General features: G+C 65.9%; 20 protein-coding genes and 1 tRNA gene. 15 read left to right on the forward strand and 6 right to left on the reverse strand.

All coding sequences use genetic code 11. From position 1 onward, the window contains the following. Positions 1-3: 3 nt before the first annotated feature. Positions 4-2709: an SBBP repeat-containing protein gene (locus tag AC1VV3_RS13130; protein WP_314463882.1), complete on the reverse strand. Its 2706-nt coding sequence runs from the start codon at positions 2707-2709 to the stop codon at positions 4-6. A gap of 105 nt (positions 2710-2814) precedes the next feature. Between AC1VV3_RS13130 and AC1VV3_RS13135 the strand changes: the two genes are divergently transcribed. The 8 genes from AC1VV3_RS13135 to AC1VV3_RS13170 all read left to right on the forward strand — a co-directional run bounded on the left by AC1VV3_RS13135 (position 2815) and on the right by AC1VV3_RS13170 (position 11877). Continuing rightward, positions 2815-3843, forward strand: coding sequence for a flagellar motor switch protein FliG (locus tag AC1VV3_RS13135; protein ID WP_431567290.1), 1029 nt, complete (start codon positions 2815-2817; stop codon positions 3841-3843). A gap of 121 nt (positions 3844-3964) precedes the next feature. After that, positions 3965-4753 carry a FliH/SctL family protein gene (locus tag AC1VV3_RS13140; RefSeq protein WP_243840985.1) on the forward strand — a complete coding sequence of 263 codons (789 nt, stop codon included), beginning with the start codon at positions 3965-3967 and terminating at the stop codon, positions 4751-4753. A 327-nt stretch (positions 4754-5080) separates the two neighbouring features. Beyond that, a complete protein-coding gene (gene fliF / locus AC1VV3_RS13145) occupies positions 5081-6691 on the forward strand; it encodes a flagellar basal-body MS-ring/collar protein FliF (protein WP_132268657.1) in 1611 nt (536 codons plus the stop codon). 11 nt (positions 6692-6702) lie between these two features. Continuing rightward, positions 6703-7068, forward strand: a complete 366-nt coding sequence (gene fliN / locus AC1VV3_RS13150) for a flagellar motor switch protein FliN (RefSeq protein ID WP_207913050.1) — start codon at positions 6703-6705, stop codon at positions 7066-7068. After that, complete coding sequence (locus AC1VV3_RS13155) at positions 7068-7508, forward strand: helix-turn-helix domain-containing protein (RefSeq protein ID WP_134094049.1); 441 nt, start codon at positions 7068-7070, stop codon at positions 7506-7508. The genes fliN and AC1VV3_RS13155 overlap by 1 nt, the downstream gene beginning before the upstream one ends. Positions 7509-7531: 23 nt before the next feature. Beyond that, positions 7532-9631, forward strand: coding sequence for a flagellar biosynthesis protein FlhA (gene flhA, locus AC1VV3_RS13160; RefSeq protein ID WP_132268663.1), 2100 nt, complete (start codon positions 7532-7534; stop codon positions 9629-9631). A gap of 107 nt (positions 9632-9738) precedes the next feature. Further along, the gene (locus AC1VV3_RS13165) at positions 9739-11190 is read left to right on the forward strand and encodes a flagellar hook-length control protein FliK (protein WP_482961911.1); all 1452 of its coding nucleotides are present in this window, start codon (positions 9739-9741) and stop codon (positions 11188-11190) included. 12 nt (positions 11191-11202) lie between these two features. Further along, entirely contained in the window at positions 11203-11877 is a 675-nt protein-coding gene (locus AC1VV3_RS13170) for a flagellar hook assembly protein FlgD (protein WP_132268667.1), read from the forward strand. Positions 11878-12072: 195 nt separating this feature from the next. Here AC1VV3_RS13170 and AC1VV3_RS13175 read toward each other — a convergent pair whose 3' ends face one another. From AC1VV3_RS13175 to AC1VV3_RS13185, 3 genes are all read right to left on the reverse strand, one after another. Next, positions 12073-12285 carry a hypothetical protein gene (locus AC1VV3_RS13175; RefSeq protein WP_431567286.1) on the reverse strand — a complete coding sequence of 71 codons (213 nt, stop codon included), beginning with the start codon at positions 12283-12285 and terminating at the stop codon, positions 12073-12075. Between the two features lie 488 nt (positions 12286-12773). Continuing rightward, a complete protein-coding gene (locus tag AC1VV3_RS13180; protein WP_431567287.1) occupies positions 12774-13475 on the reverse strand; it encodes a peptidylprolyl isomerase in 702 nt (233 codons plus the stop codon). 22 nt (positions 13476-13497) lie between these two features. Beyond that, positions 13498-14202: a GcrA family cell cycle regulator gene (locus AC1VV3_RS13185; RefSeq protein WP_465128040.1), complete on the reverse strand. Its 705-nt coding sequence runs from the start codon at positions 14200-14202 to the stop codon at positions 13498-13500. A 93-nt stretch (positions 14203-14295) separates the two neighbouring features. On the opposite strand from AC1VV3_RS13185, the gene AC1VV3_RS13190 reads away from it, so the two are divergent. Beyond that, complete coding sequence (locus tag AC1VV3_RS13190; protein WP_431568630.1) at positions 14296-15186, forward strand: ABC transporter permease; 891 nt, start codon at positions 14296-14298, stop codon at positions 15184-15186. Between the two features lie 88 nt (positions 15187-15274). On the opposite strand, the gene hspQ is transcribed toward AC1VV3_RS13190, so the two are convergent. After that, entirely contained in the window at positions 15275-15655 is a 381-nt protein-coding gene (gene hspQ, locus AC1VV3_RS13195) for a heat shock protein HspQ (RefSeq protein WP_132268793.1), read from the reverse strand. A 152-nt stretch (positions 15656-15807) separates the two neighbouring features. Here hspQ and AC1VV3_RS13200 point away from each other — a divergent pair. From AC1VV3_RS13200 to AC1VV3_RS13225, 6 genes are all read left to right on the forward strand, one after another. After that, a tRNA-Ser gene (locus tag AC1VV3_RS13200) sits at positions 15808-15897 on the forward strand. 498 nt (positions 15898-16395) lie between these two features. Next, positions 16396-16701, forward strand: a complete 306-nt coding sequence (locus AC1VV3_RS13205) for a DUF6481 family protein (RefSeq protein ID WP_132261622.1) — start codon at positions 16396-16398, stop codon at positions 16699-16701. 46 nt (positions 16702-16747) lie between these two features. Then, on the forward strand, positions 16748-17458 hold the full coding sequence (locus tag AC1VV3_RS13210) for a spermidine synthase family protein (protein ID WP_134095171.1): 711 nt from the start codon (positions 16748-16750) through the stop codon (positions 17456-17458). 140 nt (positions 17459-17598) lie between these two features. Further along, entirely contained in the window at positions 17599-17952 is a 354-nt protein-coding gene (locus AC1VV3_RS13215) for a DUF3060 domain-containing protein (protein WP_165921299.1), read from the forward strand. A 179-nt stretch (positions 17953-18131) separates the two neighbouring features. Next, a complete protein-coding gene (locus AC1VV3_RS13220; RefSeq protein WP_431568631.1) occupies positions 18132-20357 on the forward strand; it encodes a TonB-dependent siderophore receptor in 2226 nt (741 codons plus the stop codon). Between the two features lie 27 nt (positions 20358-20384). Continuing rightward, positions 20385-21017 (forward strand): DUF4198 domain-containing protein, encoded by a 633-nt coding sequence (locus AC1VV3_RS13225; protein ID WP_431568632.1) that lies wholly within the window; start codon positions 20385-20387, stop codon positions 21015-21017. Between the two features lie 95 nt (positions 21018-21112). Here AC1VV3_RS13225 and AC1VV3_RS13230 read toward each other — a convergent pair whose 3' ends face one another. Continuing rightward, complete coding sequence (locus AC1VV3_RS13230) at positions 21113-22177, reverse strand: AI-2E family transporter (protein WP_132261628.1); 1065 nt, start codon at positions 22175-22177, stop codon at positions 21113-21115. Between the last annotated feature and the right edge of the window lie 5 nt (positions 22178-22182).

A 22182-nucleotide genomic window follows, 5' to 3' on the forward strand; every position in this document is an offset into this window, starting at 1 on the left:
ACCTCAGGAACCGGTAAGCCGCGACAAGGCGGCCTGGTAGTTGGCGAGCTGTTTCTGCTGGTAGACCGTGCCGCCGCCGGTGATCGCGCCGTCCACCAGGGTCGCCTTCGACGAGTCCCAATAGAGCGAGCGATAGGCGGTCTGGGTCATGGAGAGGGCGGACTTGATCTGGGCCAGCGCGACCGCAGCCGTCTTGGCATCCTTCACCGACAGGGTCGTGGCGAGGCCCAGGCTGTAGGTGCCGCCGGGCGTGACCTTGGGCGCATCGGCATCGGGTGCCTTGGAAGCGACCAGGCGTACAGGGTCTATGCCCAGTTTGGACAGGGCGTCCTTGTTGTCCGGTCCGGAACCGAGTTCGACCTGGTAGCCGGACTTCACCTGGATCTTGAGCGTCGTCTGGCCGTTCACGCGCGGGGTGGTGATGGTGGCCTTGGTGCCGGTGATCTTCTGGATCTTCTGCGCCAGCGAGACCATCGTCTCGTCCTTGCCGATGGTGATGGTGCGCGTGGCCCCGCCATCGACGCGGATCGTGAACTTGTCGCCCGCCTGCAGGTTGGTCTGCGAGGAAAGGGTGGTCGATTCCTGCTCGTTCAGTGTGCCGCGGTTGAGGCCCAGCGCCCCCAGCACCGTGGAGCCGCCCGCCACGGCGGAGATCTTCACTGGCTCCGTGGTCGAGGTATACATGCCCCACTGCGAAATCTTCTCGATCGCGCCCGTGGAAGCATCGATCCGTGCGACGAAGCCGTCGACAGTGCCGGACTTCGTTCCCGAAAGGTCTCCCGCCGTGCGGCCGCCGACATAGAGCGTACCGTTCAGATACGTGACGCTGTCGGCCTGATCGGTGGCCGACGTGCCGATATACGTCGTGCTGGCCGAGGACAGGGCGGCATCGATGCGGGTGACGAACGCGTCCTGTCCGCCATTGATGCTGTTGACCTGCGTGCCGCTTACCGCCGAACTCGTGGTGCCGACCACGGCAATCTCGCCGCTGTCGGACACGGCGATGGCGCGTGCGGAAACCTTGCCAAGCGTGATCGAGCCGAGATCGGTGGAGAGCGAGGTGGAGTCGATCCGATGGATCGTGGCCACGCCGCTTTCGCTGGTCAGGGCAAGGAGGTTGCCGTCGTTGTCGATGGCGAGCGAGGTGACGGAATCGAGGCCGCCGCTGTCGATCGCGCGGCGTTCCTGAAGTTTGCCGGTCGCATCGAGCTTGGCGATGAACGCATCGCCGCCGCCCGTCGATGATTTGCCCGCGACATAGATGCTGCCATCGTCGCCCACGGTCACGGCGCTTGCGGTTTCGTTACCGACCTGCCGGATGACGGTGGCGGAAAGCTGGTCGCCCTTGATGTTGTAGCGCGCGACCAGCATGTCGGTCTGGCTGTCGTCGCCGCCGTTGTAGGCACCGTCTACCGTGCCGGCGACCACGATGTCGCCATTGGCGGCAATGCTGACGGCGGCGCCCTGCGCGCTGCCTGCGGCGCCAAGGCTGCGCTGCCATACGACATTGCCCTCGCTGTCTACCTTGGTGAGGAACAGATCGTCGGAGCCGTCCGAGATGCGCGTGCCGACATCGCCAGCCGTGGTGCCGACGACATAGCTGAAGCCCTCGGAATCCGTCGCGATCGCCTTGGCCTGGGTGGCCGCGGCGACCGTATAGTCCTTGTCCTCGTCGTCAGTGGAGGATGCGTTCGCCTTGGCGTCTGCCGTGGCGGTGCCGTCTACCGCGTTGAGCTTGCTCAGGCGCTGCCAGGACAGGGAATCGTCCAGGTCTTCCACCCGGTACACGCGCGCAGCGGTGGCGGCATCCTTCGCGGTCTCGCCGCTGGCCACCATCAGTGCGTCGCCGCCGCCGACCTGGTCGATGGCGACCTTCTCGCTGCCCGCCGGATTGAAGACGAGCCCCCATTTGCCGTCGTTCTTTTCGACGGTGAAGTTCGACTTCCACTTGCTGATCGGGTCGCCATTGGCATCGACCGCGGGATTGCCGCTGGTGTCCAGTGCCTGGCTGCTGCCGATGGCGGCATTGAGCGCGGCTGCGACAGAATCGAGCGTGGGCGGCTGTGTCGTTGCCGAAAGGTCGACGTTGACGGTCTCGGTGGTGCTGCCCTTGGTCAGCTTGATCTGCAGCACTTCGCTGCCGGTCATGCCGGAGATGGCCGCGTTGCGCGTGGCCGATACGCCTTCACCGATGACCGCGCCGCTGGAGTTCGTGGACTTGATTGCGACGGAAGTGGCGTTGCTGGTCTTCGATCCGAAATAGAGCGAGACGAGATCGGTGTCGGCCGAACCCAGGAAGGACTGAAGGTCCAGCAGCCCTTGCGCGAACGTCTTCTGGAGCGAGGCGCGTTCCGTGGACGAGGTCGTGGCCTTGGCGGCGCTTTCGGCCAGGATGCGGAGCCGGTCGAGCGCCTTGTAGGTGGTGAAGGCGGTCTGGACATCCGGCAGATCGCCCAGCGAGCTGTCCTTGGTGGTGTCCACCAGCGACAGCATCCGCTTGAGCGCGACGATCTGGGCGCTGACCGGGCGGGTATCGGCGGCCTCCTGCCAGGGCGGCGTCGTTTCCGGCGTGGCGAGGGTGAAGGCCTTCTTGGCCTTGAGAACGGCAGCGCTGTCCAGGGCGGCGAGGGAGGACGACAGGGCGGAATAGGCACTGGTGCCACCCAGAACCGACAGTCCGATCAACCCGTTGTTTATATTTATCGTCAATTCTGTCTCCATCGGGCGGTTGCGCAAGCCTTCCTCCTATAAATAGAAGGAACAGCGCCCAAACCGTGCGGAATTGAGCAATTTTTCGGGGGTATCGAAGTGACGATGATGGCCGCGGTGGCTGAGCCGCCGGAGCTCAAGAAATACTCGGGAATTCAGCGCGCTGCCGCGCTGATGCTGGCCCTTGGACGCGACCATGGCGGTCCGATCTGGGAACAGCTGACCACCGAGGAAATCAAGGAGCTGTCTTCCACGATCGCCCAGCTCGGCCGGGTGCCCGCAGTCGTCGTCGAGCACCTGCTCGTCCAGTTCTCGGGCGAAGTGGCGAGCATGGCGACGCTGCATGGCTCCTACGAGACCACCGAAAGGCTGCTGGAAGGCATTCTCTCGGCGGACCGCGTGAAGGAGATCATGGAGGACATCCGCGGTCCTTCCGGCCGCACGATGTGGGACAAGCTGTCCAACGTCAGCGAAGCCGTGCTCGCGGGTTACCTCAAGAACGAATATCCGCAGACCGTTGCGGTGATCCTGCACAAGCTGCGCCCGGACCATGCCGCGCGCGTGCTATCCGAACTGCCGCGCGATTTCGCGACCGACGTGGTCATGCGCATGCTGCGGATGGATACCGTGCAGAAGGACGTGATCGTTCAGGTGGAGCAGACGCTCAAGAGCGAGTTCATGACCAACCTGTCGCGCGCCCAGCGCCGCGATCCGCACGAGACCATGGCGGAACTGTTCAACGCGCTGGACCGCTCGACCGAAGAGGCCATGCTGGGCGCGCTCGACGAGAAGGCGCCGGAATCGGCCGAACGTATCCGCGCGCTCATGTTCACCTTCGAGGATCTCGGCAATCTGCTGCCGGGGGCGATCCAGACGATCGTGCGCAATTGCAACAAGCGCGAACTGGCGCTGGCGCTCAAGGGTGCGCCGGACGAGATGAAGAAGCTGTTCTTCGGCGCCATGACCGAACGTGCCGCCAAGCTGATGCGCGACGACATGTCGGCCATGGGTCCGGTGCGCGCGCGCGAATGCGAGGAAGCGCAGACGGCTCTGGTGCGTCTTGCCAAGTCGCTTGGGGATCGGGGCGAGATCATGCTCGTCGATCCCAAGAGCGACGACGCCATGATCTATTGATCGGTGCGATGACCTGTTTGATATCCTGCTCGTCCGGGTTAACGTACGGAACGAGCAGGGAAGATTCCGGTATCCGGTGCGCTCGCGGCTTGTGTCGCGAGCTTGCCATTTGGGGAAGCCAATGGCGTATCGGCCGAACGATTTCGAACTGTTTCATGCCTCGCGGGACCATGTCCGCGATGCGCGACCGGAAGGTCGTCCGAATTCCGAGGGTGCGGCGATGATGGAGGATCCCATGACCATTCAGCCATTCGGTTTCGACAGGATATTTCGTTTTCCGTCCAGTGAGCAGGTCGACGAACGACGACACGATGAACTGCGCGAGCACGTCGAGGAACTCCAGGCCCGTATAGAGCGCCTGCACGAGGACCACGTCGCCGAGCTGGCGCGGGCGCGGGTCGATGGCTTCGAGGCGGGCCTGGAGCAGGCGCGGGGCGAGCGGGCGGAAGCCATGCTGGCCGCCACCGATGCGCTTCATGCCTCGATCGACGATGTCGAGAGCCGTTTCGATGCAGTGATGGATCAGGTCATTGCCGAGGCCGGGGCGATTGCGCTCCAGGCCGCCGAACTGCTGGCCGGACATGCCATTGCCGCCGAGCCCGCGCGCGCCATCGACGAAGCGCTGACCCGCGCGCTCGACCAGGTCTCGCGCGATACCGCGCTGTCGATCCGCGCGAACCCGGCCATGCGTGAAGATATCGAGCGCCTTGTCGAGGAACGCCGCGCGCGCGAGCGGCGGGCGATCTCCATCGTCGTGGTCGACGACGACACGCTCCCTTCCGGCGATGCCCATATCGGCTGGGCCGAAGGCGGCCTGAACATCGACGCGGCCTCGCGCCGGGCCGCGGTCATGGCCGAACTCGCCGGTGTTCTGGGGCAGGAACCCGAAAGCGACGCCGTCTCGGCGTGAGCCGGTCCGGCGCTTGGCCGGCTTTCCGGCGCGCCGCAGACCGTCACGTTCCCGATCGGCCGGGAGCCGCTTCCACCGAAAAGAACGGGGCGCAGACAGCGTGGCAATGGCCAGCGGGACTGCGGCCTCGCTGACGGCGGCGCGCTGGTTGCGCCCCTGACATCCCCAGCCCGTCCGGCATCTGGACGGGGCCGTGTCCAAGTTCGACTACCGGCCCGGAAATTCCTGCATAAACTTTTCCTGTTCCCGGCAAGAGTTGCCTAGCGTTTATCCTATAATGTCAGGGGCGACACCAGGGGGTGACGCCGCTGACGTAAGAGGCGACTTTTGAACCCGTTGCGGAACTTTATCGAGCAGGTCGGTCCCCGCCGTGCCCTGCTGATGGGCGGCGTGGCCCTTGCCCTGCTGGCCGGGCTCGGATGGATGGCGTTTCGCAGTCCTGCGACTGAGATGGGCTATCTCTATACCGATCTCGATCCTTCGGCGGCCCAGTCGATCAGCGAGAAGCTCAAGGGCCAGAACGTGCCCTTCCAGCTCTCCGCCGACGGCTCTGCGGTCATGGCCCCGGTCGACAAGCTGGCGGAGCTTCGCATGTCGATGGCCTCCGAGCAGCTGGGCGGCAAGATCGGCTACGAAGTGCTCGATGCGGAGGAGCCTTTCGGCATCTCTTCCTCGCGCGCGAAGCTGAACGAGACCCGCGCCATCGAAGGCGAACTGGTCCGCTCGATCGAGAGCCTCGAAAAGGTCAGCAAGGCCCGCGTCCATGTCGTCATGCCGGACCATGCGATGTTCGAGACCGAACCGCGCAAGGCCAGCGCCGCGGTGACGGTGAAGACCAACGGGCGCCTTTCCAGCGAGCAGGTCCAGGCGATCCGCTACCTCGTCTCCTCGGCCGTTCCCGATCTCAATCCCGAGGCGGTTTCCATCGTCGACCAGACCGGCGCGCTGCTGGCGCGGGCGGGCGAGGGCGGTGACGCCGGTGCAGGCAATCTCGAAGACCGCCAGAACGCCGTCGAAGCGCGCCTGCGCACCGAGATCGAGGCGATGATCGAACCGATCGTGGGCCAGGGCAAAGTGCGCGCCGAAGTGGCCGCCGTGCTCGAACGCGACCAGGTGCGCGAGGAATCGGAAGTCTTCGATCCCGATACCCAGGTCGTGGCCCACACGGTCACCGTGGAATCGAACAACCAGAGCGACGAGAATTCCGCCGGCGCCGAGGGCGTGACGGTCGGCTCGCAGCTTCCCGACAACCAGGGCAACGTCAACGGCAATGGCGGCGACGCCCGCCGCTCGGCGCAGAACGAGACCTCGGAAGACACCACCTACCAGAACAGCCGCACCCAGAAGGTCGCGGTCCGCACCCCCGGCCAGGTCAAGCGCCTGACCGTGGCGGTCATGGTGGACGGCGGGCCGCAGGGCCTTCCCGCGCCGCAGGTCCAGCGCCTGCAGCGGCTGGTCGAGAATGCCGTCGGCTTCGATGCCGACCGCGGCGACAGCGTGGTGGTCGAGAACATGGCCTTCAACGCGCCGACCGATCTCGACGGCGCCGAAGGCGGCCTGCCTTTCGGCCTGACCATGGACCGCATCTTCGACGTGCTGAAGATCCTGATCGTGGGCGGCATCATCCTCTTCGCCATCCGCATGCTCAAGCCCAAGCTGGCCGAGCCGCCGCTGGTCGAAGGCGTGGTGGAGCGCCGCCTGACCGCCGAGGATGCCGAAATGATGGCCCTCAACGAGCGGGCCGCGGCCGGCGACGAGGAGGCCATCCGCCAGCTCGACGAAATGCGCGCCAACGAAGGCGAGATGCTCGACCAGGAAATTGCCCTGGCGCAAGTGGACGGGCGCATCAAGCTCTCCGCCCTGCGCCGCATCGGTGACGCCATCTCGGCCAGTCCCGGAGAATCCGCATCCGTAATCCGTCAGTGGATGAACAGTTGAAAGGTATGACCATGAGCGACGAGCTCGAGCCGCGCCAGCTGGCGCCTGCTCACCTGTCCGACGAAAACCCGAACGGCGAAGCGAGCGAGGATGCCGCAGCCGCCTGGTCTCCCCGCCCCACCACGCCGCCCACGCCCGACGACCTGCAGGCCGTGTTCGACGTGCCGGTCAAGGTCCAGGCCGTCCTGGGCCGGTCGCGGATGGACATCGGCGACCTGCTGCGCCTGAAGCCCGGCATGGTGGTGGAACTGGACCGCCGCGTCGGCGAGCCGGTGGACATCTTCGTCAACAACCGCCTGATCGCGCGCGGCGAAGTCGTGCTGATCGACAGCACGCTGGGCATCACGCTCACCGAAATCGTCCGGCAGGAGGCATGATGCCTTACTCCGAACACGATCCGACCCGGCTGATGCTGGTCGGCGACCTCGGCAACGCGATGGGCCTGGCGGTGGAGATGGTGCGCGGTTCGCCCGCCAGCATCGCCGTGGGCACCGCCAGCTCCACCGTGCTGGAGGACTGGCAGCGCGCCAAGGACGATCTCGTGGTCGTGGACATCGCGGTGAACCTGCAGGACGTGCTCTCGCGGCTGCGCGGCGAGCGGGCGAACCAGCCCGTGGCCATGGCCGTCTCCGAGCTGGTCGGGCAGAACATCGCCGATGTCGAGCGCGAGCTGATCCTCAAGACCCTGGAACATTGCCGGGGCAATCGCACTTCCGCCGCCTCGATGCTGGGCATTTCGGTCCGGACCATGCGCAACAAGCTCCGCACGTTCCTGTCCGACGGTGTCGCGGTGCCGCCCGGCCTGATCCGTCATTGACCTCCTGAAAGCCCGGTGAAGCGATGAACGCACTCGTCTCTGCAAGGCTGGACCAGTTCCTGGCCCGCCTCGGCCCCAGCCGCGATCTCGCGCTGGCGCTGGGGGTCAGCGCCATTATCGGCATGCTGATCCTGCCGATGCCCGGCTGGATGCTCGACATGGGCCTGGCCCTGTCGATCACCGCCTCGGTGCTGATCCTGATGACGGCGCTGTTCATCGAAAAGCCGCTGCAACTGTCGAGCTTCCCGACGATCCTGCTGATCGTGACGATGCTGCGCCTGGGCCTCAACCTGGCCTCGACGCGCCTGATCCTGGGCCACGGGCACGAGGGGCACCACGCGGCGGGCGGCGTGATTGCGGCCTTCGGCGAGTTCCTGATGGGCGGCGAGACCGTCATCGGCCTCACCATCTTCGCGATCCTGATCGTCATCAACTTCGTGGTCATCACCAAGGGCGCGGGCCGCATTGCCGAAGTGGCGGCGCGCTTCAGCCTCGATGCCATGCCCGGCAAGCAGATGGCGATCGACGCCGATCTCAACGCCGGCACCATCACCGAGAGCCAGGCGCGCGAGCGCCGCGCCGAGATCGAGGCCGAGAGCGGCTTCTACGGTGCGATGGACGGTGCCTCGAAGTTCGTGAAGGGCGATGCCGTTGCCGGCCTGCTGATCACGGCAATCAACATCGTCGTCGGCCTGATCATCGGCGTTGCCATCCACGGCGTGCCGTTCGGCGAGGCTTTCACCACATACACCATCCTCACGGTGGGCGACGGCCTCGTCAGCCAGATCCCGGCGCTGATCGTCTCCACGGCGGCGGGCCTGCTCGTTTCCAAGGGCGGCGTGGTCGGCAAGACCGGCGCCGCGCTGGGCGACCAGCTCGGCCGCTACCCCAAGGCCTTCGGCATCGTCGGCGTGCTGATGACGGTTCTGGCGCTGATGCCGGGCCTGCCGTTCATTCCCTTTGCCGCGATGGGCGGCATGTGCGGATGGATGGCCTGGTCGATGTCGCGCAAGGCGCAGGCCAGCGCCGCGCAGGAGCGCATGCAGGAGGCGATGGCGCAGCAGCAGCAGATGGAAGCGCAGGCCGAGGAACCGATCTCGCGCACGCTGGCCATCGACGCGCTGCGCATCGAACTCGGCTACGGGCTGCTGCCGCTGATCAACGATTCCCAGGCCGAGCCGCGCCTCGACGACCAGGTCCGCGCGCTGCGCCGGCAGATGGCGATCGACTACGGCTTCGTGCTGCCTTCGGTCCGCATTCTCGACAATATGGCGCTTCAGCCGAACGAATATATCGTCTTCGTCAAGGAAACCGAGATCGCACGCGGCGAACTGCGCATCGGCAAGTTGCTGGTGATCAACGCGGCCGGGCAGGACATCGGCATTCGCGGCGAGCCCACCAAGGAACCGGTGTTCCAGTTGCCGGCGCTCTGGATCGACCGCGACATGCGCCAGGAAGCCGGTTTCCGCGGGCTGACCGTGGTAGACTGCGGCACCGTGGTGACGACGCACCTGACCGAGATCGTCAAGGACAACATCGCCGACCTGCTCTCCTATACCGAGACGCAGAAGCTGCTGAACGAAGTCCACAAGGATACCGAGAAGCTGATCGCGGACCTGATCCCCAGCAAGATCTCCATCTCCGGCGTGCAGCGCGTGCTGCAGAACCTGCTGGCCGAAGGTATCTCGATCCGCGACGTGCCCACGATCCTCGAAGGCGTGGCCGAGGCGACGGCAATGACCGGCAACCTGACGCAAGTGACCGAACATGTCCGCGCGCGCCTGGCCCGCCAGATTTCGGCGCAGCAGACCTTCGACGGCGCGATCCCCATCGTCACGCTTGGCGGCGAATGGGACGAGGCGTTCGGCGAGGCCATCGTCGGTCTCGGCGACGACCGCCACCTGGCCATGGCGCCTTCGCAGCTCCAGGCGTTCATCGCCTCGGTCCGCGACACTTACGACCGGTTGGCCGGGCAGGGCGAAATCCCCTGCCTGCTGACCAGCCCGCCGCTGCGGCCCTTCGTGCGCTCGATCATCGAGCGCGTGCGCCCGGCGACCGTCGTGCTGTCGCAGAACGAGATCCATCCGCGCGCGCGGCTGCGCAGCCTCGGCACGGTCGGTTGAGCGGTCCCGCGCCAGGGGCCTGAATATAGGATCGCACGACCGGGCAGGCTGCAATCCCTCTATGATGAAGTGTTGGCCGCGGATCGTCGGCCGGGAGACGTCTTCTAATGCCGGTTTCCGTGAATTCCCTGTTCCCCATGGCCGCCGCGACGGGCGGCAGCACCTCGGCCGCCGCCGTCTCCGGAGTTGCGGCCGCTGACAGCCTTGCCGGCGCGCTTGCCGGCGGGGGGGCTTTCAAGAGCGCGGAACAGGCCACCGGTTCCTTCCAGTCGCTGCTCGGCGCAGCGCAGGCGGCGCCCGCGGGTGCCGCCTCCGGCACGGTCCAGGCAGGCGCGCCAGCAACGGCAGCCACGGTTGAGGCACCGGCTGCTGCCGAGCTGATCCCGGCACCTGTCATTTCCGCCGATACGCTTGCTCAGGACGCGGCAGCCGCTGCGGGCGCCTTGCCGGCCGAGAACCTGCTGGCGAAGCCGGCGACGTCCACGCCGGGGGCCAAGCCCGCCGATGTGAGCCATGCGGCGAAAGCCGACCATATCAAGCCGCCTGTCGCGAAAGCCGAGGCGCTTCTGCCGCAGCTCGTCGCCGAGGCGGCAGCTTCGGCAGATGCAGCCCCGACCGGCGAGACCGGCGAAGCCGCAGGCGATGCTGCTCCGGCGGCGGATGCCGATGCCGATGCCCCGGAGGCGAAGCACCTCGACGCCGACGCTTCCGCATTGATCCCGGCCGGTCAGGCGCAAGTCCCGCAGACGCCGACGACGGCGGTGCAGCCGCAACTCGCGGTCGCGCCGCAGGCCGTGCCGGCGCCGTCCGAGGATGTGCCCGGCGAGACCGCCAAGACCGCCACCGACGGCGAGGGCAAGGCTTCGGTGAAGCTGGCCAAAACGGGAAATGCCGGGACGTTCGCGGGGGCCGAGCGCGCAGCCGCGGAACCGGCAGGCGCTCGCGGCCAGGGCGCGGCGGCCAATGCCGCAAGCCCGGTCGATACCGCGCAGGCGCCCGACCAGGCCGCCGCCACGCCCGATGGCAATCTTTCCGCACCGCTGTTCAGCCAGACGCTGAACGCCGCCACCAGCCGCCCCGCCGCGCTGCCTTACGCGCCCACCGCGCAGTCCGCGCCGCAGAGCGCGACCGTTGCCGTGCAGCAGGGGCAGTTCGGCAACGACATCGGGGTCGAGATCGCCCGCGCGCTCGACAAGGGCAGCGATGACCTGCTGATCCGCCTCGACCCACGCCACCTGGGCCGGATCGACGTGCGGCTCTCATTCGACCACGACGGCGTCCTGCGCGCGGTGGTCTCGGCCGACAGCGCGTCCTCGCTGGACATGTTGCGCCGCGAAAGCACCGATCTCAACCGTGCCCTGGCCGATGCCGGCGTGCGGTCCGACGGGCAGTCCCTGCGCTTTGACAGCCGCTCTGGCGGGCAGGGCGGCGGGCAGCGCTGGCAGGGCGAACAGAACCAGCGTCAGGCCCAAAGCGGCCTGTCCGACGGCTTCGGCGGGAGCGACGACCCGATCTACCGGCCTCTGCGCAGCAGCGGCCATGTCGATCTCATGGCATAAGGCACAAGAGCAATGACCACCGTTTCAGGCACCTCGTCCACCGCGACGACCGATACGACCGCGGCCTCCACTTCGGGCCTGCTGACCGATTACAACCTCTTCCTCAAGCTGCTGACCACGCAGATGACGAACCAGGATCCGCTCGATCCGATGGACACTTCGGAATATACGCAGCAGCTCGTGCAGTATTCGCAGGTGGAGCAGTCGATCCAGCAGACCGGCTCGCTCAAGGACATCCTCAGCCAGCTTTCCTCGCAGCAGATGTCGCAGGCTTCCAGCTACATCGGCCGCGAAGCGCGCTTCGATTCCCCGGTGTCCGGTCTCGGCGATGCTCCGGCGCACTGGACCTATTACGTGGACGGCACGCCCGCCGCGATGACCGCCACGATCAAGGACTCCTCTGGCGCGGTCGTCAACACCGTCACGCTCGATCCCGAAACGCAGGGTTCCTACTCGTGGGACGGTACCAAGGCGGACGGCAGCAAGGCTGCGGACGGCGCCTATACCTTCTCGGTCACGGCCACGGACAGCGCCGGCAATGCACTGGACACCACGATCAACTCGGTGGCGATCGTCAACGACGTGGTGACGGACGGCACGAACATCATGCTCGGCGTGAACGGCATCCGCATGTCGGCATCGGGCCTCGTCGCGATTGCCGCGGCCGGGACCAACATCGACAACTGAGGCCTTCCACCGGGGCCTCACGGCGCCCCGGTCCGTAAAAGAAGAACACCCCTGAACCACGCGGTTCAGGGGTGTTCTTCGTTTGGCCGGCCAAAGCCTTTCCCATCAGGTGGAATGACCCGATGCCCCGGAAAACCGCGACAGACCGGAAACCTGAAGCATTCGATCCGACGCGGTGGGATCGAATGCTCTCGTTCAGGCCTGGCCCACCGTGGAGCGACAATCGCTGCTGCCGATCGTGGCCGCCAGGCTGGGGCTTTCCGCGGCCTGAAGGGCCACGTCCAGCCGCGTGCAGCCCGGAATACGGTCCGGCAGCGCCAGGATCATCAGGCAATCGGCGATCGAGGGATCCTCGATCGGACCGATCAGTTCGTCCACGTCCTCATAGGACATGTCCGCATGGCTCATGCAGCGAAGCGCGGCCGCCTGCCAAAGCTGAGAAGTTGAATCAACCCTCAGTTTCAGCGAGAACCAGAACTCTTCGTGCGAAACGACATTTGGACCGGCCTCGCCGGCGCAATTCCAAGGTAAATTTTCTACCATCGCACTCTCAATAGTACAGCGAACCGAATAGATGCAGTCCGTGCCCCCGGACCTGAGAGGGAATTCCACAACCCCCGCCAGAGCAATGGCTGTAGGGGTCGACAGGACCAACTAAGGGATTTCCCGTATTCGATCGGAATTAAAGTAAATCATCTCTTACCGCGGAAAACCGGCGAGATTCCGAGAGCGATAGCGGTGTGATGCGACGTTGAAATTACAAGATAATCGATTCGCCGAGGGGGCGTGCGAGGGCGGCGTTGCGCATAGCAGCTAACGCTCCGCGAGGCGGTGAATTCTTGGTAATCGGAGGATGGGAAGCCTTCACAAGGCTCCCGCAGCAGCATTTCCGGCCTTCAGGGGGCCGTCGGCGGACCTGCGAGGCGGCGGGCGCTGACGATTTTCACCATCGGCTCCAGCATCTGGCCCTTCATCACACCGTCACCCTTGGTGGCGGAGCGCGGCTCGTCCCAGATCTTGCGCACCACGTCCATGCCCGAGACGACGTGGCCGAAAGCCGCGAAGCCGGCGCGGGTGTCCGGGTTGTCGGAATCCGGCTTGGCGTCGAGGGAAGGTATGTCCCCCAGCATGATCGTGAAATCGGCGGTGGCGCTGCCCGGCGCAAAGCGGGCCATGGAGATCGTCCCGGCCTTGTGGCTGATGCCGGTTATGTTGGTCGGTTCATGGGCGACGGGCGGGAGGACATTGACGCCCTGAAGCCCGCCCTGCAGCAGCCCGTTGGGCTGGTCGCCCCAGTCGATGTGCATGGCGCGGTAGAAGTTCGCGCCGTCGAAGCGCTTGCTGTCTACGTATTTCAGGAAATTGGCGACGGTCAGCGGGGCGTGGGTCTTGTCGAGATCCAGCACGATGACGCCCGCGCTCGTGGTGAGTGCCACATAGACATGCTCGACAGGCGCTGCCGCCACCGGCGGTGCGGCAACCGGCGCTTCCTGGGCCAGGGCAGGGGGCACCATGGCACCCGCCGCGAAGGCCGCCACAAGAGCGAGCGATGCCCTTGCGGAAAGAGGCGCGGCCAGGAGCCGGAATGCCGGGTTCACGGGCCGCGCCTTCATCATCGGATCAGCGTACCCGCGGGCCGCCGAAGGGCAGGGGCGGAGGGGGACGGCGCGCGCCGCGCGGCAGCTGGGCCTGATAGGCCCGGCCGCAGTGCTCGACGCAATAAGGGAACCCGGGGTTCACCTTGTCTCCGCAGAAGTGGAAGTCGGGCTCGCCCGGGTGACCCATCGGCCAACGGCAGACGCGGTCGTTGAGGTCGAGCAGGCTGGTCTTGTCGGCGATTTCCGCGCTCGGCTTGGCCGGCACCAGGCGGCGCGGCGGCGCCGGCGGGATCGGCTGCTGCTGGTCGCCAGGGCCCTGACGCAGGAAGCCGCCAGGGCCGACCGAGACCACGCGCGGGCCCTTGGGGGCAGGCGCGGGAGCGGCATCGTCGGCGGCAACCGGCGGCGCGGCGGGTTCCGGCGCGCGCGGAGCAGGCGCGGCGGCCGGCTGCGGCGCGGCAGCGCGTACCGCCGGGGCTTCGGCCTGAGGCTCGGGCGCAGCGGGCGCTGCTTCCACCGGCTTCGGCTTCTTGGGGGCCGGCGCCGGGCGCGCGGGCTTCTCGTTGGCCTTCACCGGCGAAGGGCGTGCCTTGAGGCCGAGGCGGTGGGCCTTGCCGATCACTGCATTGCGGCTCACGCCGCCAAGCTCGTCCGCGATCTGGCTGGCGGTGGCACCACCTTCCCACATCTTGGTCAGCTTCTCGATCCGCTCGTCCGTCCAGCTCATTCGTGTTCCATCTCTTCATCGGGCGACCTGAGAATCGCCAAAATTCCGTGGCGCGGCTTGCCTTGGAAAGCCGCAGCCGATACTCGCCGGTCCATGCCCGATCAAACGAATTCGACCGAACTGCCGACGTCCGACGGGATCGCGCCCGCCGCAATTTCGGCGCGCCATTTCCCGGCGAAGGGAGAAGCCCTGATCCACCAGGTGAACTGGGAGGGGCTCAAGACGCTTTATATGAAGGAGGTGCGGCGCTTCTTCAAGGTCCAGACCCAGACGATCTGGGCACCGGCGATCACGACGATGCTGTTCCTCGTCATCTTCACGGTCGCGCTGGGCCGCGGCGGCCGGGAAGTGCTCGGCGTCAACTTCGCCACTTTCGTGGCACCGGGCCTCATCGTCATGGGGATGATGCAGAACGCCTTCGCCAATGCCAGCTTCTCTTTCCTGGCCGGGAAGATCCAGGGCACCATCATCGACTACCTGATGCCGCCGCTGACCGAAGGCGAACTGATGCTGGCCATGACCGGCGCCGCCGTGACCCGCGCCTTGCTCGTCGGCCTGGCGCTGACCGCGGCGATGATGCTGTGGCCCGGCGTCGACTTGTCCATGGCGCACCCTTGGGCTGCCGTATGGTTCGGCCTCACCGGCTCGATCTTCCTTTCGCTGCTGGGCCTGCTGTCCTCGATCTGGGCCGAGAAGTTCGACCACAACGCGGCCGTCACCAATTTCGTGATCGCCCCGCTCTCGCTGCTGTCCGGCACGTTCTACGTGATCGACAACCTGGCCCCCGCCTTCCAGGTGGTCAGCCGTCTCAACCCGTTCTTCTATGTGATCTCGGGCTTCCGCTTCGGCTTCCTGGGCGTCAGCGACATTGGCGATACCAACATGGCGGTGCTGCACAGCGCGCTGGGCATGGGCCTGCTCGACGCGGTGCTGGCAGCGATCGTCTACATGGTCCTGCGGTCGGGCTGGAAGATCAAGGGCTGACCGCCCGGCACTTCAAGGTCTTCGAAAAACCCCGGTCGGACCCTCCGGCCGGGGTTTTCTGCGTCTGGAGAGACGGCCCGTCAGGCCCTCAATGCGTCAGCCCGCGCCGCAAGTGATAGCGGCCATTGTCGAAGTCATCGAAGATCTGCGAGAGCGAGGGGTGGTCCACCGGGCCGCCATCGGAATCCGTGATCAGGTTCTGCTGGCTGACATAGGCGACGTAGCTGGAATCCTCGTTCTCGGCGAGCAGGTGGTAATACGGCTGATCGCGTCGCGGACGGACGTTCAGGGGAATGGACTCGTACCATTCATCGCTGTTGGCGAAGACGGGATCGATATCGAAAACCACACCCCTGAAGTCGTGGTTCCGGTGGCGAACGACATCCCCGATCGCGAATCGCGCACGCGTTTCACGCGGCGCGTCGATGACGCGGCCCGCTGTCGGAGAAAAAAATGACGCCTTGTTCATAGGAGAAATATAGGTTTCCTGCGGCCTGCCCACAAGCAAGCCTTGTGGACAATCCCCATTTTTTGAAAACAGGGGCTTGGCAAGTCCGATAAGCCGGGCTATCGGCGCGCTTCCTGACCCGGCGGCTCTGTCCGCTGCATCGCATCTCTAGCGGAGAGGTGGCAGAGTGGTCGAATGCGCTGCACTCGAAATGCAGTGTACGGGAAACCGTACCGTGGGTTCGAATCCCACCCTCTCCGCCAAGAGCCACTGCGACGCGCAGTTACCTACAACGACATCGGTATTCGCTGCAAGGCCGCTTCCGCGACATGGTCCCGGTGCGTTTGTTGGCGGAGATGCGGCAGCCAGATCCATCAGCATGACGATATGACCTGGCGCGTGCTTCGTGGAGGCAGGCGGGGTGCCGCCTTTCGATGTCGCTGGGCGCTTGCGGGAAATCGTGCTATCGGGGCGGCGCTGATGTCGCTCTAAACGGATATTGGACCGTTCAGTCGGCTTCCTCGTTCCATAGTCGCTGCAAGAGCCAGGGGCCGCGTCCTGTCGACGTTGGTCTTTCGACGCTACGAACAAGGATCGGTCCATGATCTCCGGCAACGCTGGGTTTTCAATGCAGAGCTTCATGGCCGCTGCGGTCGATCGGTCGCCGGCGTGATCTCGCAGCTGCAGGCATCAGCGGCACTTTCAACCGAGCGCGGCGCGTCTGCGCTTTCGCTAACCACTTTCAAATCGGGTAAGGCATAATGGCAGCATACAAGGAACCAGGGGTTGAGGCCCGCCGCAAGGCCGCGAACGAGGCGCGCGCGAAAGCGCTTGCAGCCTTGAAGGCGAAGCCGCCGATCGATCCGGCCGTCCAGGCGGAACGCATCGCCAAGGCAGAGGCCCGCGAACAGGCCCAGGCCGAGAAGCGCAAGGCGGACAAGGAAAAGCGTGAACGCGCCGCAGCGCTCAAGGCCGAGCAGGCCGCCGCAGCAGCGCCGCCGACCGAAGCAGAGCGCAAGGCCGCTCGCGATGCGCGATATGCAGCGCGCAAGGCACGCCGGAACTGACACGGTAAATGCATGATTTTCCCCCGTGCGGCACCGGAGCTTTCCGGTGACCGCCGTCAGTCTTGATCTTCTTCCCGGCGACGAACTGATCGACGTTGCCCATGTCCCGAACGGAGACCGCTTGCGGCTTGTCCGCAATGGCGAGGATTTCGTCATCCTGCTCGACCATCACGAGTTGATGAGCACGGACCTCTACGCATCGGAAGAAGCACTGGCGACGATGGCCTGCGAGCGCATGGGCGTGCGCCCGGCGCCGCAGTGGCTCATCGGGGGTTATGGCATGGGCTTCACCCTGCGGGCCGCACTGGCGGTGCTGGGCGGGGACGCGAGCGTGACGATCGCCGAAATCGTGCCGGAAATCATCGCCTGGGCCAGGGGACCGATGGGAGCCTGGACCGGGGGATGCCTGGACGATGATCGCGTGCGGCTCGTCCAGGACGATGTCGCCATCCTGATCGACGCGGCGGATTGCGCTTACGACGCGATCCTTCTCGACGTCGACAACGGCCCGGAAGGGCTGACGCGCCGGGTCAACGACTGGCTCTATTCGTGCAGGGGCCTCCAGTCGGCGATGACGGCGCTCACGCCCGGGGGTATCCTGGCCATATGGTCGGCCACGCCCGATGCCGAATTTGCGGCGCTACTGGTCCAGATGGGGTTCGCGGTGACGGTCGTGCCCGTGGAAGCGCGCACCGGCGACACGATCGGCGGTGACGATCTGGAGCACGTCATCCTGTTTGCCCAGAAGGCGGCCTGAACGCTCGTTTGAAAATGCCCATGCGGGCATTTCACGACCCGGCAGCCTTATGGCCGCATCGGCATTTATGCTGGACGAAAAGCGTGCAAGTCATGCACGCAAGTTCGACCTGTGCAGACGATGAGGATGAAGCAATGGCCATGAGCACTTCTCGCCGCTTTCTCTATTCGGGCCTTGCCCTTCTTGCCGGTGGAGGCCTGGCGCTGCCCGCCAGCGCCCAGGCAAGTCTCGAAGGGGCCGGACAGACTTCCACGCTCGATTGCGGCGGCGGTACCGCCGAGATCACCGGGTCGCAGAACCGCGTCACCGTTGAAGGGGCATGCACTCGCCTCGTGGTCGAAGGATCGGGCAATGTCGTCACGGCCGCACTGGCCGAGAAGGCCACGATCAGCGTGGTGGGCAGCAGCAACCGGATCAGCTGGCGCGCGCCGGGCAAGGCCGCGCCGAGGGTCAGCAACACCGGCGTGGGCAACAGCGTCAGTCGCGCCAACTAGGCCGGGCAGGCAGCGCGCGGGGTGAGCGCCGACAGCTCAGGCTCCGGGCAGGTGTTTCCGAACATTTCCCGCATGTTTCAACAGCATGCTGAGCGATAAATATTCCAGCCAATCCGCTATTGCGAGTGACTCGCGATAGCGGATTGGCTATCCGCCCCTGCGAATCAGGGAGCGACCCAGTGAAAACCAGTCTGTTGAATTCTGTCGGCGCCGTGGGCGCCGCCATCTTTTCCTTATGCCCGGCGCAGGCCTGGGCCGACGAGGCGGCCGATGCCGAAAACGAACGAGGGCCGGAAATCGTCGTCCTCGGCAAGAGCTATGGCGAGGAAGTCGGCAAGACGGTCACGCCGCTCAAGGACATTCCCAATACCGTCACGCTGGTCGACCGGGAGCAGATCCAGGCGCAGAACCTCTTCACGCTGGAAGATGCGCTCACCGCCACGCCAGGCATCACCGTCACCGGCGTCGGCAGCGAGGATCCCTCCTACATGTCGCGCGGCTTCGCGATCAGCAATTACCTGATCGACGGCACGCCGACCCTGTCTTTCGGCTTCCCTTCGGTCGTCCCCGACCTGTTCGCCTATGACCGGCTCGAAGTGCTGCGCGGTCCCGCGGGGCTGTTCAGCGGTTCCGGCAATCCGGCGGGCAGTATCAACCTGGTGCGCAAGCGTCCGCTGGACGAGCTGAAGCTGCAGGGATCGCTCGGCTATGGCAGCTACCAGAACTTCCGCGGCGAGATCGACGTCTCGGCGCCGCTGGCAAAGGGCGTGGCCGTGCGTGCAGGCGCCATGGTGCAGGACCAGGACCAGTTCTTCGACGTGGCGCATCGCAACCGCGTGACCGCGTTCGGCGTCGGCAAGATCGATATCGGCGAGCGTACGACTTTCACCTTCGGCGCGACTTACGACCGCTTCAAGCCGGCCATCCAGTCGGGCCTGCCGGGCCTGATCGGCGGGGCGGACGGCAGCGACGGCCAGTTGCTCGACATTCGGCGTTCCACTTACCTCGGTGCTGACTGGAACCGCTTCAAGTCCGACATCTGGTCGGCCTTCGCGGACATTACTCACGAAATCAGCGACCGCTGGACGATCCGCGCCAGCGCGCTCTACACCGACGTCGAGCGCGTCGACGTGTACAGCTATATCGGCAACCAGCCGATCACGGAAACCAACGGACTTACGAACCACATCGCCTATCGCGGCGACAGCTTCATGAAGTCGCATTCGTTCGATTTCAACGCGGTGGGCAGCTTCCCGGCTTTCGGGCGCGAGCAAACGCTGATCCTGGGCTTCGACTATCAGGACAGCTCCTATCAGTCCTACGGCACGCGCCTTTCGAACTATGCCCGGATCGACGTCTACAATCCGGTTTCCCCGCTGGAGCCGCCGCTGGATCCCTACAAGCCTTCGCCCCCTTACCCGGTGCAAGGCGGCACGGGACAGACGGTGCCGCAGAACCTGAGCGCAAGCGACACGCGGATCGCGCAGTTCGGCGCCTATGGCCAGATGCGCTTCAGCCCGGTCGAGGGCCTGACCGCGATTGGCGGCGGACGCCTGACCTGGTGGGATACCGATACCCAGACCCTGCTGCCGACGCTGGGCCGCAAGGGCGGCTATTCCATCGACGCGCGCTTTACGCCTTATGCCGGCCTGGTCTGGGATGCGACGCGCGAGTGGAACATCTATGCCTCCTATGCGGACAGCTTCACGCCGCAGGCGGCGCCTGCGGGCAGGATCCGTCCCGATGGCCAGCAAGTCGAGCCGCTGGTCGGTGCGCAGTACGAACTGGGCACCAAGCTCTCGCTGATGAACGACCGGCTTCTGCTTTCCGCGGCGGCGTACCAGATCGAGCAGACCAACCGCCTGTTCAACGATCCTGACGATGCCGGTGTCGTGCTGCAGATCGGCAAGGTCCGCGCGCGCGGGTTCGAGGCCGAGGCGGCCGGGGAAATCCTGCCGGGCTGGCGCATCAACGGCGGCTACAGCTATACCCGCACCAAGTATCTCGAGGACGCCAACGCCAGCTTCGAAGGCCTGCCGCTGGTGCCGATCATTCCGAAGCACTCGGTCAAGGTCTTCACCAATTACAAGGCGCCGGCAGGCGCGCTGGCCGGACTCAGCCTGGGCGGCGGCCTGACCTGGTTCAGTTCCACCTATGGCGGCAATCCGGCAACCTTCAACGCAGCCGGCGCGCTCGTCACCCGCTCTTCCATCGTGCGGCAGGGCGCCTATGCGGTGGTCGACCTGCGCGCGGGCTATGAGTTCGACGAGCGCATCTCCCTGTCGGTCAACGTGAACAATGTGCTCGACAAGACGTATTATGCGCGCATCTCCTCCACCGGACGCGGCAACTATTTCGGCACGCCGCGCACGGTCTTCGCCACGCTTCGCTTCGCCTATCCCTGAGCCCATCCTTCAGCAAGGAGTTCGACCATGAAAGCCAAGTACCTGGCCCCGCTCGCGCTGGCCATTCTCGCACCGTCCGTGCAGGCCCACGAGGTCTGGATCGAACGCGACGGCACCGGTCCCGCGCGGATCTACCTGGGTGAACCCGAGGAAGTCCTTCCCCCCGAAGGCGATCCCGAGTTCGATCATCTCAAGGCGCCCAAGCTTGTCCCCGCCAGCAAGGCGCCGATGACGCGCAAGGCCGGCTATCTCGAAGTGGCGGTGCCTGCGGGCGACGTGCGCGCGCAGGATGACAGCGTCTTCGATCCCTGGGGCGAAGACGGCAAAAAGGAAGCCGTGGCCTATTACGCCCGCGCCGGCCGCGCCGATGCCCGCGCGGTCATGCCCTTCGAAATCGCTCCTGCCAGTGCCGGAGCCGATCGCTTCGTGGTCGTGCGCGACGGCAAGCCCGTGGCCGGGGCCGAAGTCACCGTGATCTCGCCGGACAAGTGGAAGAAGTCGCTCAAGACCGATGCCCAGGGCGTGGTCGCCGTGCCGGTGCGCGGGAAGGGGCGCTATCTGCTGACGGCCTCGCAGAAGGATGAAGGCGCCTTCGAAACCTCGGTCGGCAAAGTGGCCGTGCTGCACCGCATCGCCACGACCAGCTTCCTGGTCGATTGACCGGAACGACAAAAACGCCGCGGGGAGGCTTGCTCCCCGCGGCGCTTTTCGTGGTCAGGCCTTTCCGCCGGAGCGGAAACGGCGCCGAAGGAAACCTAGATTTCGTGACCGATGCGCTGTTCGGTCATGATCTTCCACCCGGTCATGAACAGGGCGCCGGCGAGCGGGCCGATCACGATGCCGCTGAGGCCCACCAGTTCGATCCCGCCCAGCGTCGTCACCAGCACCAGCCAGTCCGGAATGCCGGTGTCCCGGCCCACCAGCATGGGCCGCAGGACATTGTCGGCCAGGCCGATGACCAGCACGCCCGAACCGACGACCACGGCGCCCTGCCAGATCGCGCCGGTGGCCAGGAGGTAGACCGCGACCGGGGCCCAGATGATGGCCGGGCCGATGGCGGGCAGCAGGGCGGCAATGGCCATGAGCAGGCCCCAGAGCAGGGCGGCGGGCAGGCCCACGATGGCGAAAGTGATGGCGCCCAGCGCGCCTTGCGCCAGGGCGACCAGGCCGCTGCCCTTGATCGTCGCCCGCACCACGATCACGAAACGCTCCGACAGGCGGCGCGCCACGTTGAGTTCGAGCGGGAGCGCGCGCACCACGGCAGGGCCGATCTTCTCGCCGTCGCGCAGCAGGAAGAACGTCACATAGAGGCCCACGCCGAAGGCGAGGATGAAGGACGCGGCATTGGCGCCGATGGCCAGCGCGCGGCTGGCGATCACGCTGACGCTGTTGCTCACCGCCTCGCTGATGCGGGCCTGGGCGCGCTCGAAGGAGTTGAAGCCGAAGCCGTCGATCTGTTCCTGGATCCGGAAAGGAAGGGCGTCGTGGATCTTCTGGAAATATTCCGCGAAGTTGATCTGTCCGTCGCGCATCTGGGCGTAGACGCCGGCGGCCTGTTCGACGACCAGGCTGGTGATGATCAGCGCCGGGATCACGACCGCCACGGAAATGACCAGCAGGGTGAGGGCCGCGGCAAGGTTGCGGCGCTCCGGCCAGCGGGCGAGCAGGCGCTGGAACAGCGGCTGGAACAACAGCGCGGCCAGCGCGGCCCAGAGCAGGGCGCCGATGAAGCTCGACACCACGAGGGTGAGGGCGATGGTGATCGCGGCCAGGAAGAGGATCAAGCCCCCGTTCTCGACGCGCGCCCGGTTCATGGTCATTTCTG

The organism is Novosphingobium sp. BL-S-34, assembly GCF_056857015.1.

What these genes read in the sequence shown, in the direction of transcription:
- AC1VV3_RS13205 (WP_132261622.1), top strand. Translation starts at nt 16,396, where the DNA reads ATGGCAGCATACAAGGAACCAGGGGTTGAGGCCCGCCGCAAGGCCGCG.
- AC1VV3_RS13170 (WP_132268667.1), top strand. Translation starts at nt 11,203, where the DNA reads ATGACCACCGTTTCAGGCACCTCGTCCACCGCGACGACCGATACGACC.
- hspQ (WP_132268793.1), bottom strand. Translation starts at nt 15,655, where the DNA reads ATGAACAAGGCGTCATTTTTTTCTCCGACAGCGGGCCGCGTCATCGAC.
- AC1VV3_RS13225 (WP_431568632.1), top strand. Translation starts at nt 20,385, where the DNA reads ATGAAAGCCAAGTACCTGGCCCCGCTCGCGCTGGCCATTCTCGCACCG.
- flhA (WP_132268663.1), top strand. Translation starts at nt 7,532, where the DNA reads ATGAACGCACTCGTCTCTGCAAGGCTGGACCAGTTCCTGGCCCGCCTC.
- fliN (WP_207913050.1), top strand. Translation starts at nt 6,703, where the DNA reads ATGAGCGACGAGCTCGAGCCGCGCCAGCTGGCGCCTGCTCACCTGTCC.
- AC1VV3_RS13190 (WP_431568630.1), top strand. Translation starts at nt 14,296, where the DNA reads ATGCCCGATCAAACGAATTCGACCGAACTGCCGACGTCCGACGGGATC.
- AC1VV3_RS13215 (WP_165921299.1), top strand. Translation starts at nt 17,599, where the DNA reads ATGAGCACTTCTCGCCGCTTTCTCTATTCGGGCCTTGCCCTTCTTGCC.
- AC1VV3_RS13230 (WP_132261628.1), bottom strand. Translation starts at nt 22,177, where the DNA reads ATGACCATGAACCGGGCGCGCGTCGAGAACGGGGGCTTGATCCTCTTC.
- AC1VV3_RS13185 (WP_465128040.1), bottom strand. Translation starts at nt 14,202, where the DNA reads ATGAGCTGGACGGACGAGCGGATCGAGAAGCTGACCAAGATGTGGGAA.
- AC1VV3_RS13140 (WP_243840985.1), top strand. Translation starts at nt 3,965, where the DNA reads ATGGCGTATCGGCCGAACGATTTCGAACTGTTTCATGCCTCGCGGGAC.
- AC1VV3_RS13175 (WP_431567286.1), bottom strand. Translation starts at nt 12,285, where the DNA reads ATGAGCCATGCGGACATGTCCTATGAGGACGTGGACGAACTGATCGGT.
- AC1VV3_RS13165 (WP_482961911.1), top strand. Translation starts at nt 9,739, where the DNA reads ATGCCGGTTTCCGTGAATTCCCTGTTCCCCATGGCCGCCGCGACGGGC.
- AC1VV3_RS13155 (WP_134094049.1), top strand. Translation starts at nt 7,068, where the DNA reads ATGCCTTACTCCGAACACGATCCGACCCGGCTGATGCTGGTCGGCGAC.
- AC1VV3_RS13135 (WP_431567290.1), top strand. Translation starts at nt 2,815, where the DNA reads ATGATGGCCGCGGTGGCTGAGCCGCCGGAGCTCAAGAAATACTCGGGA.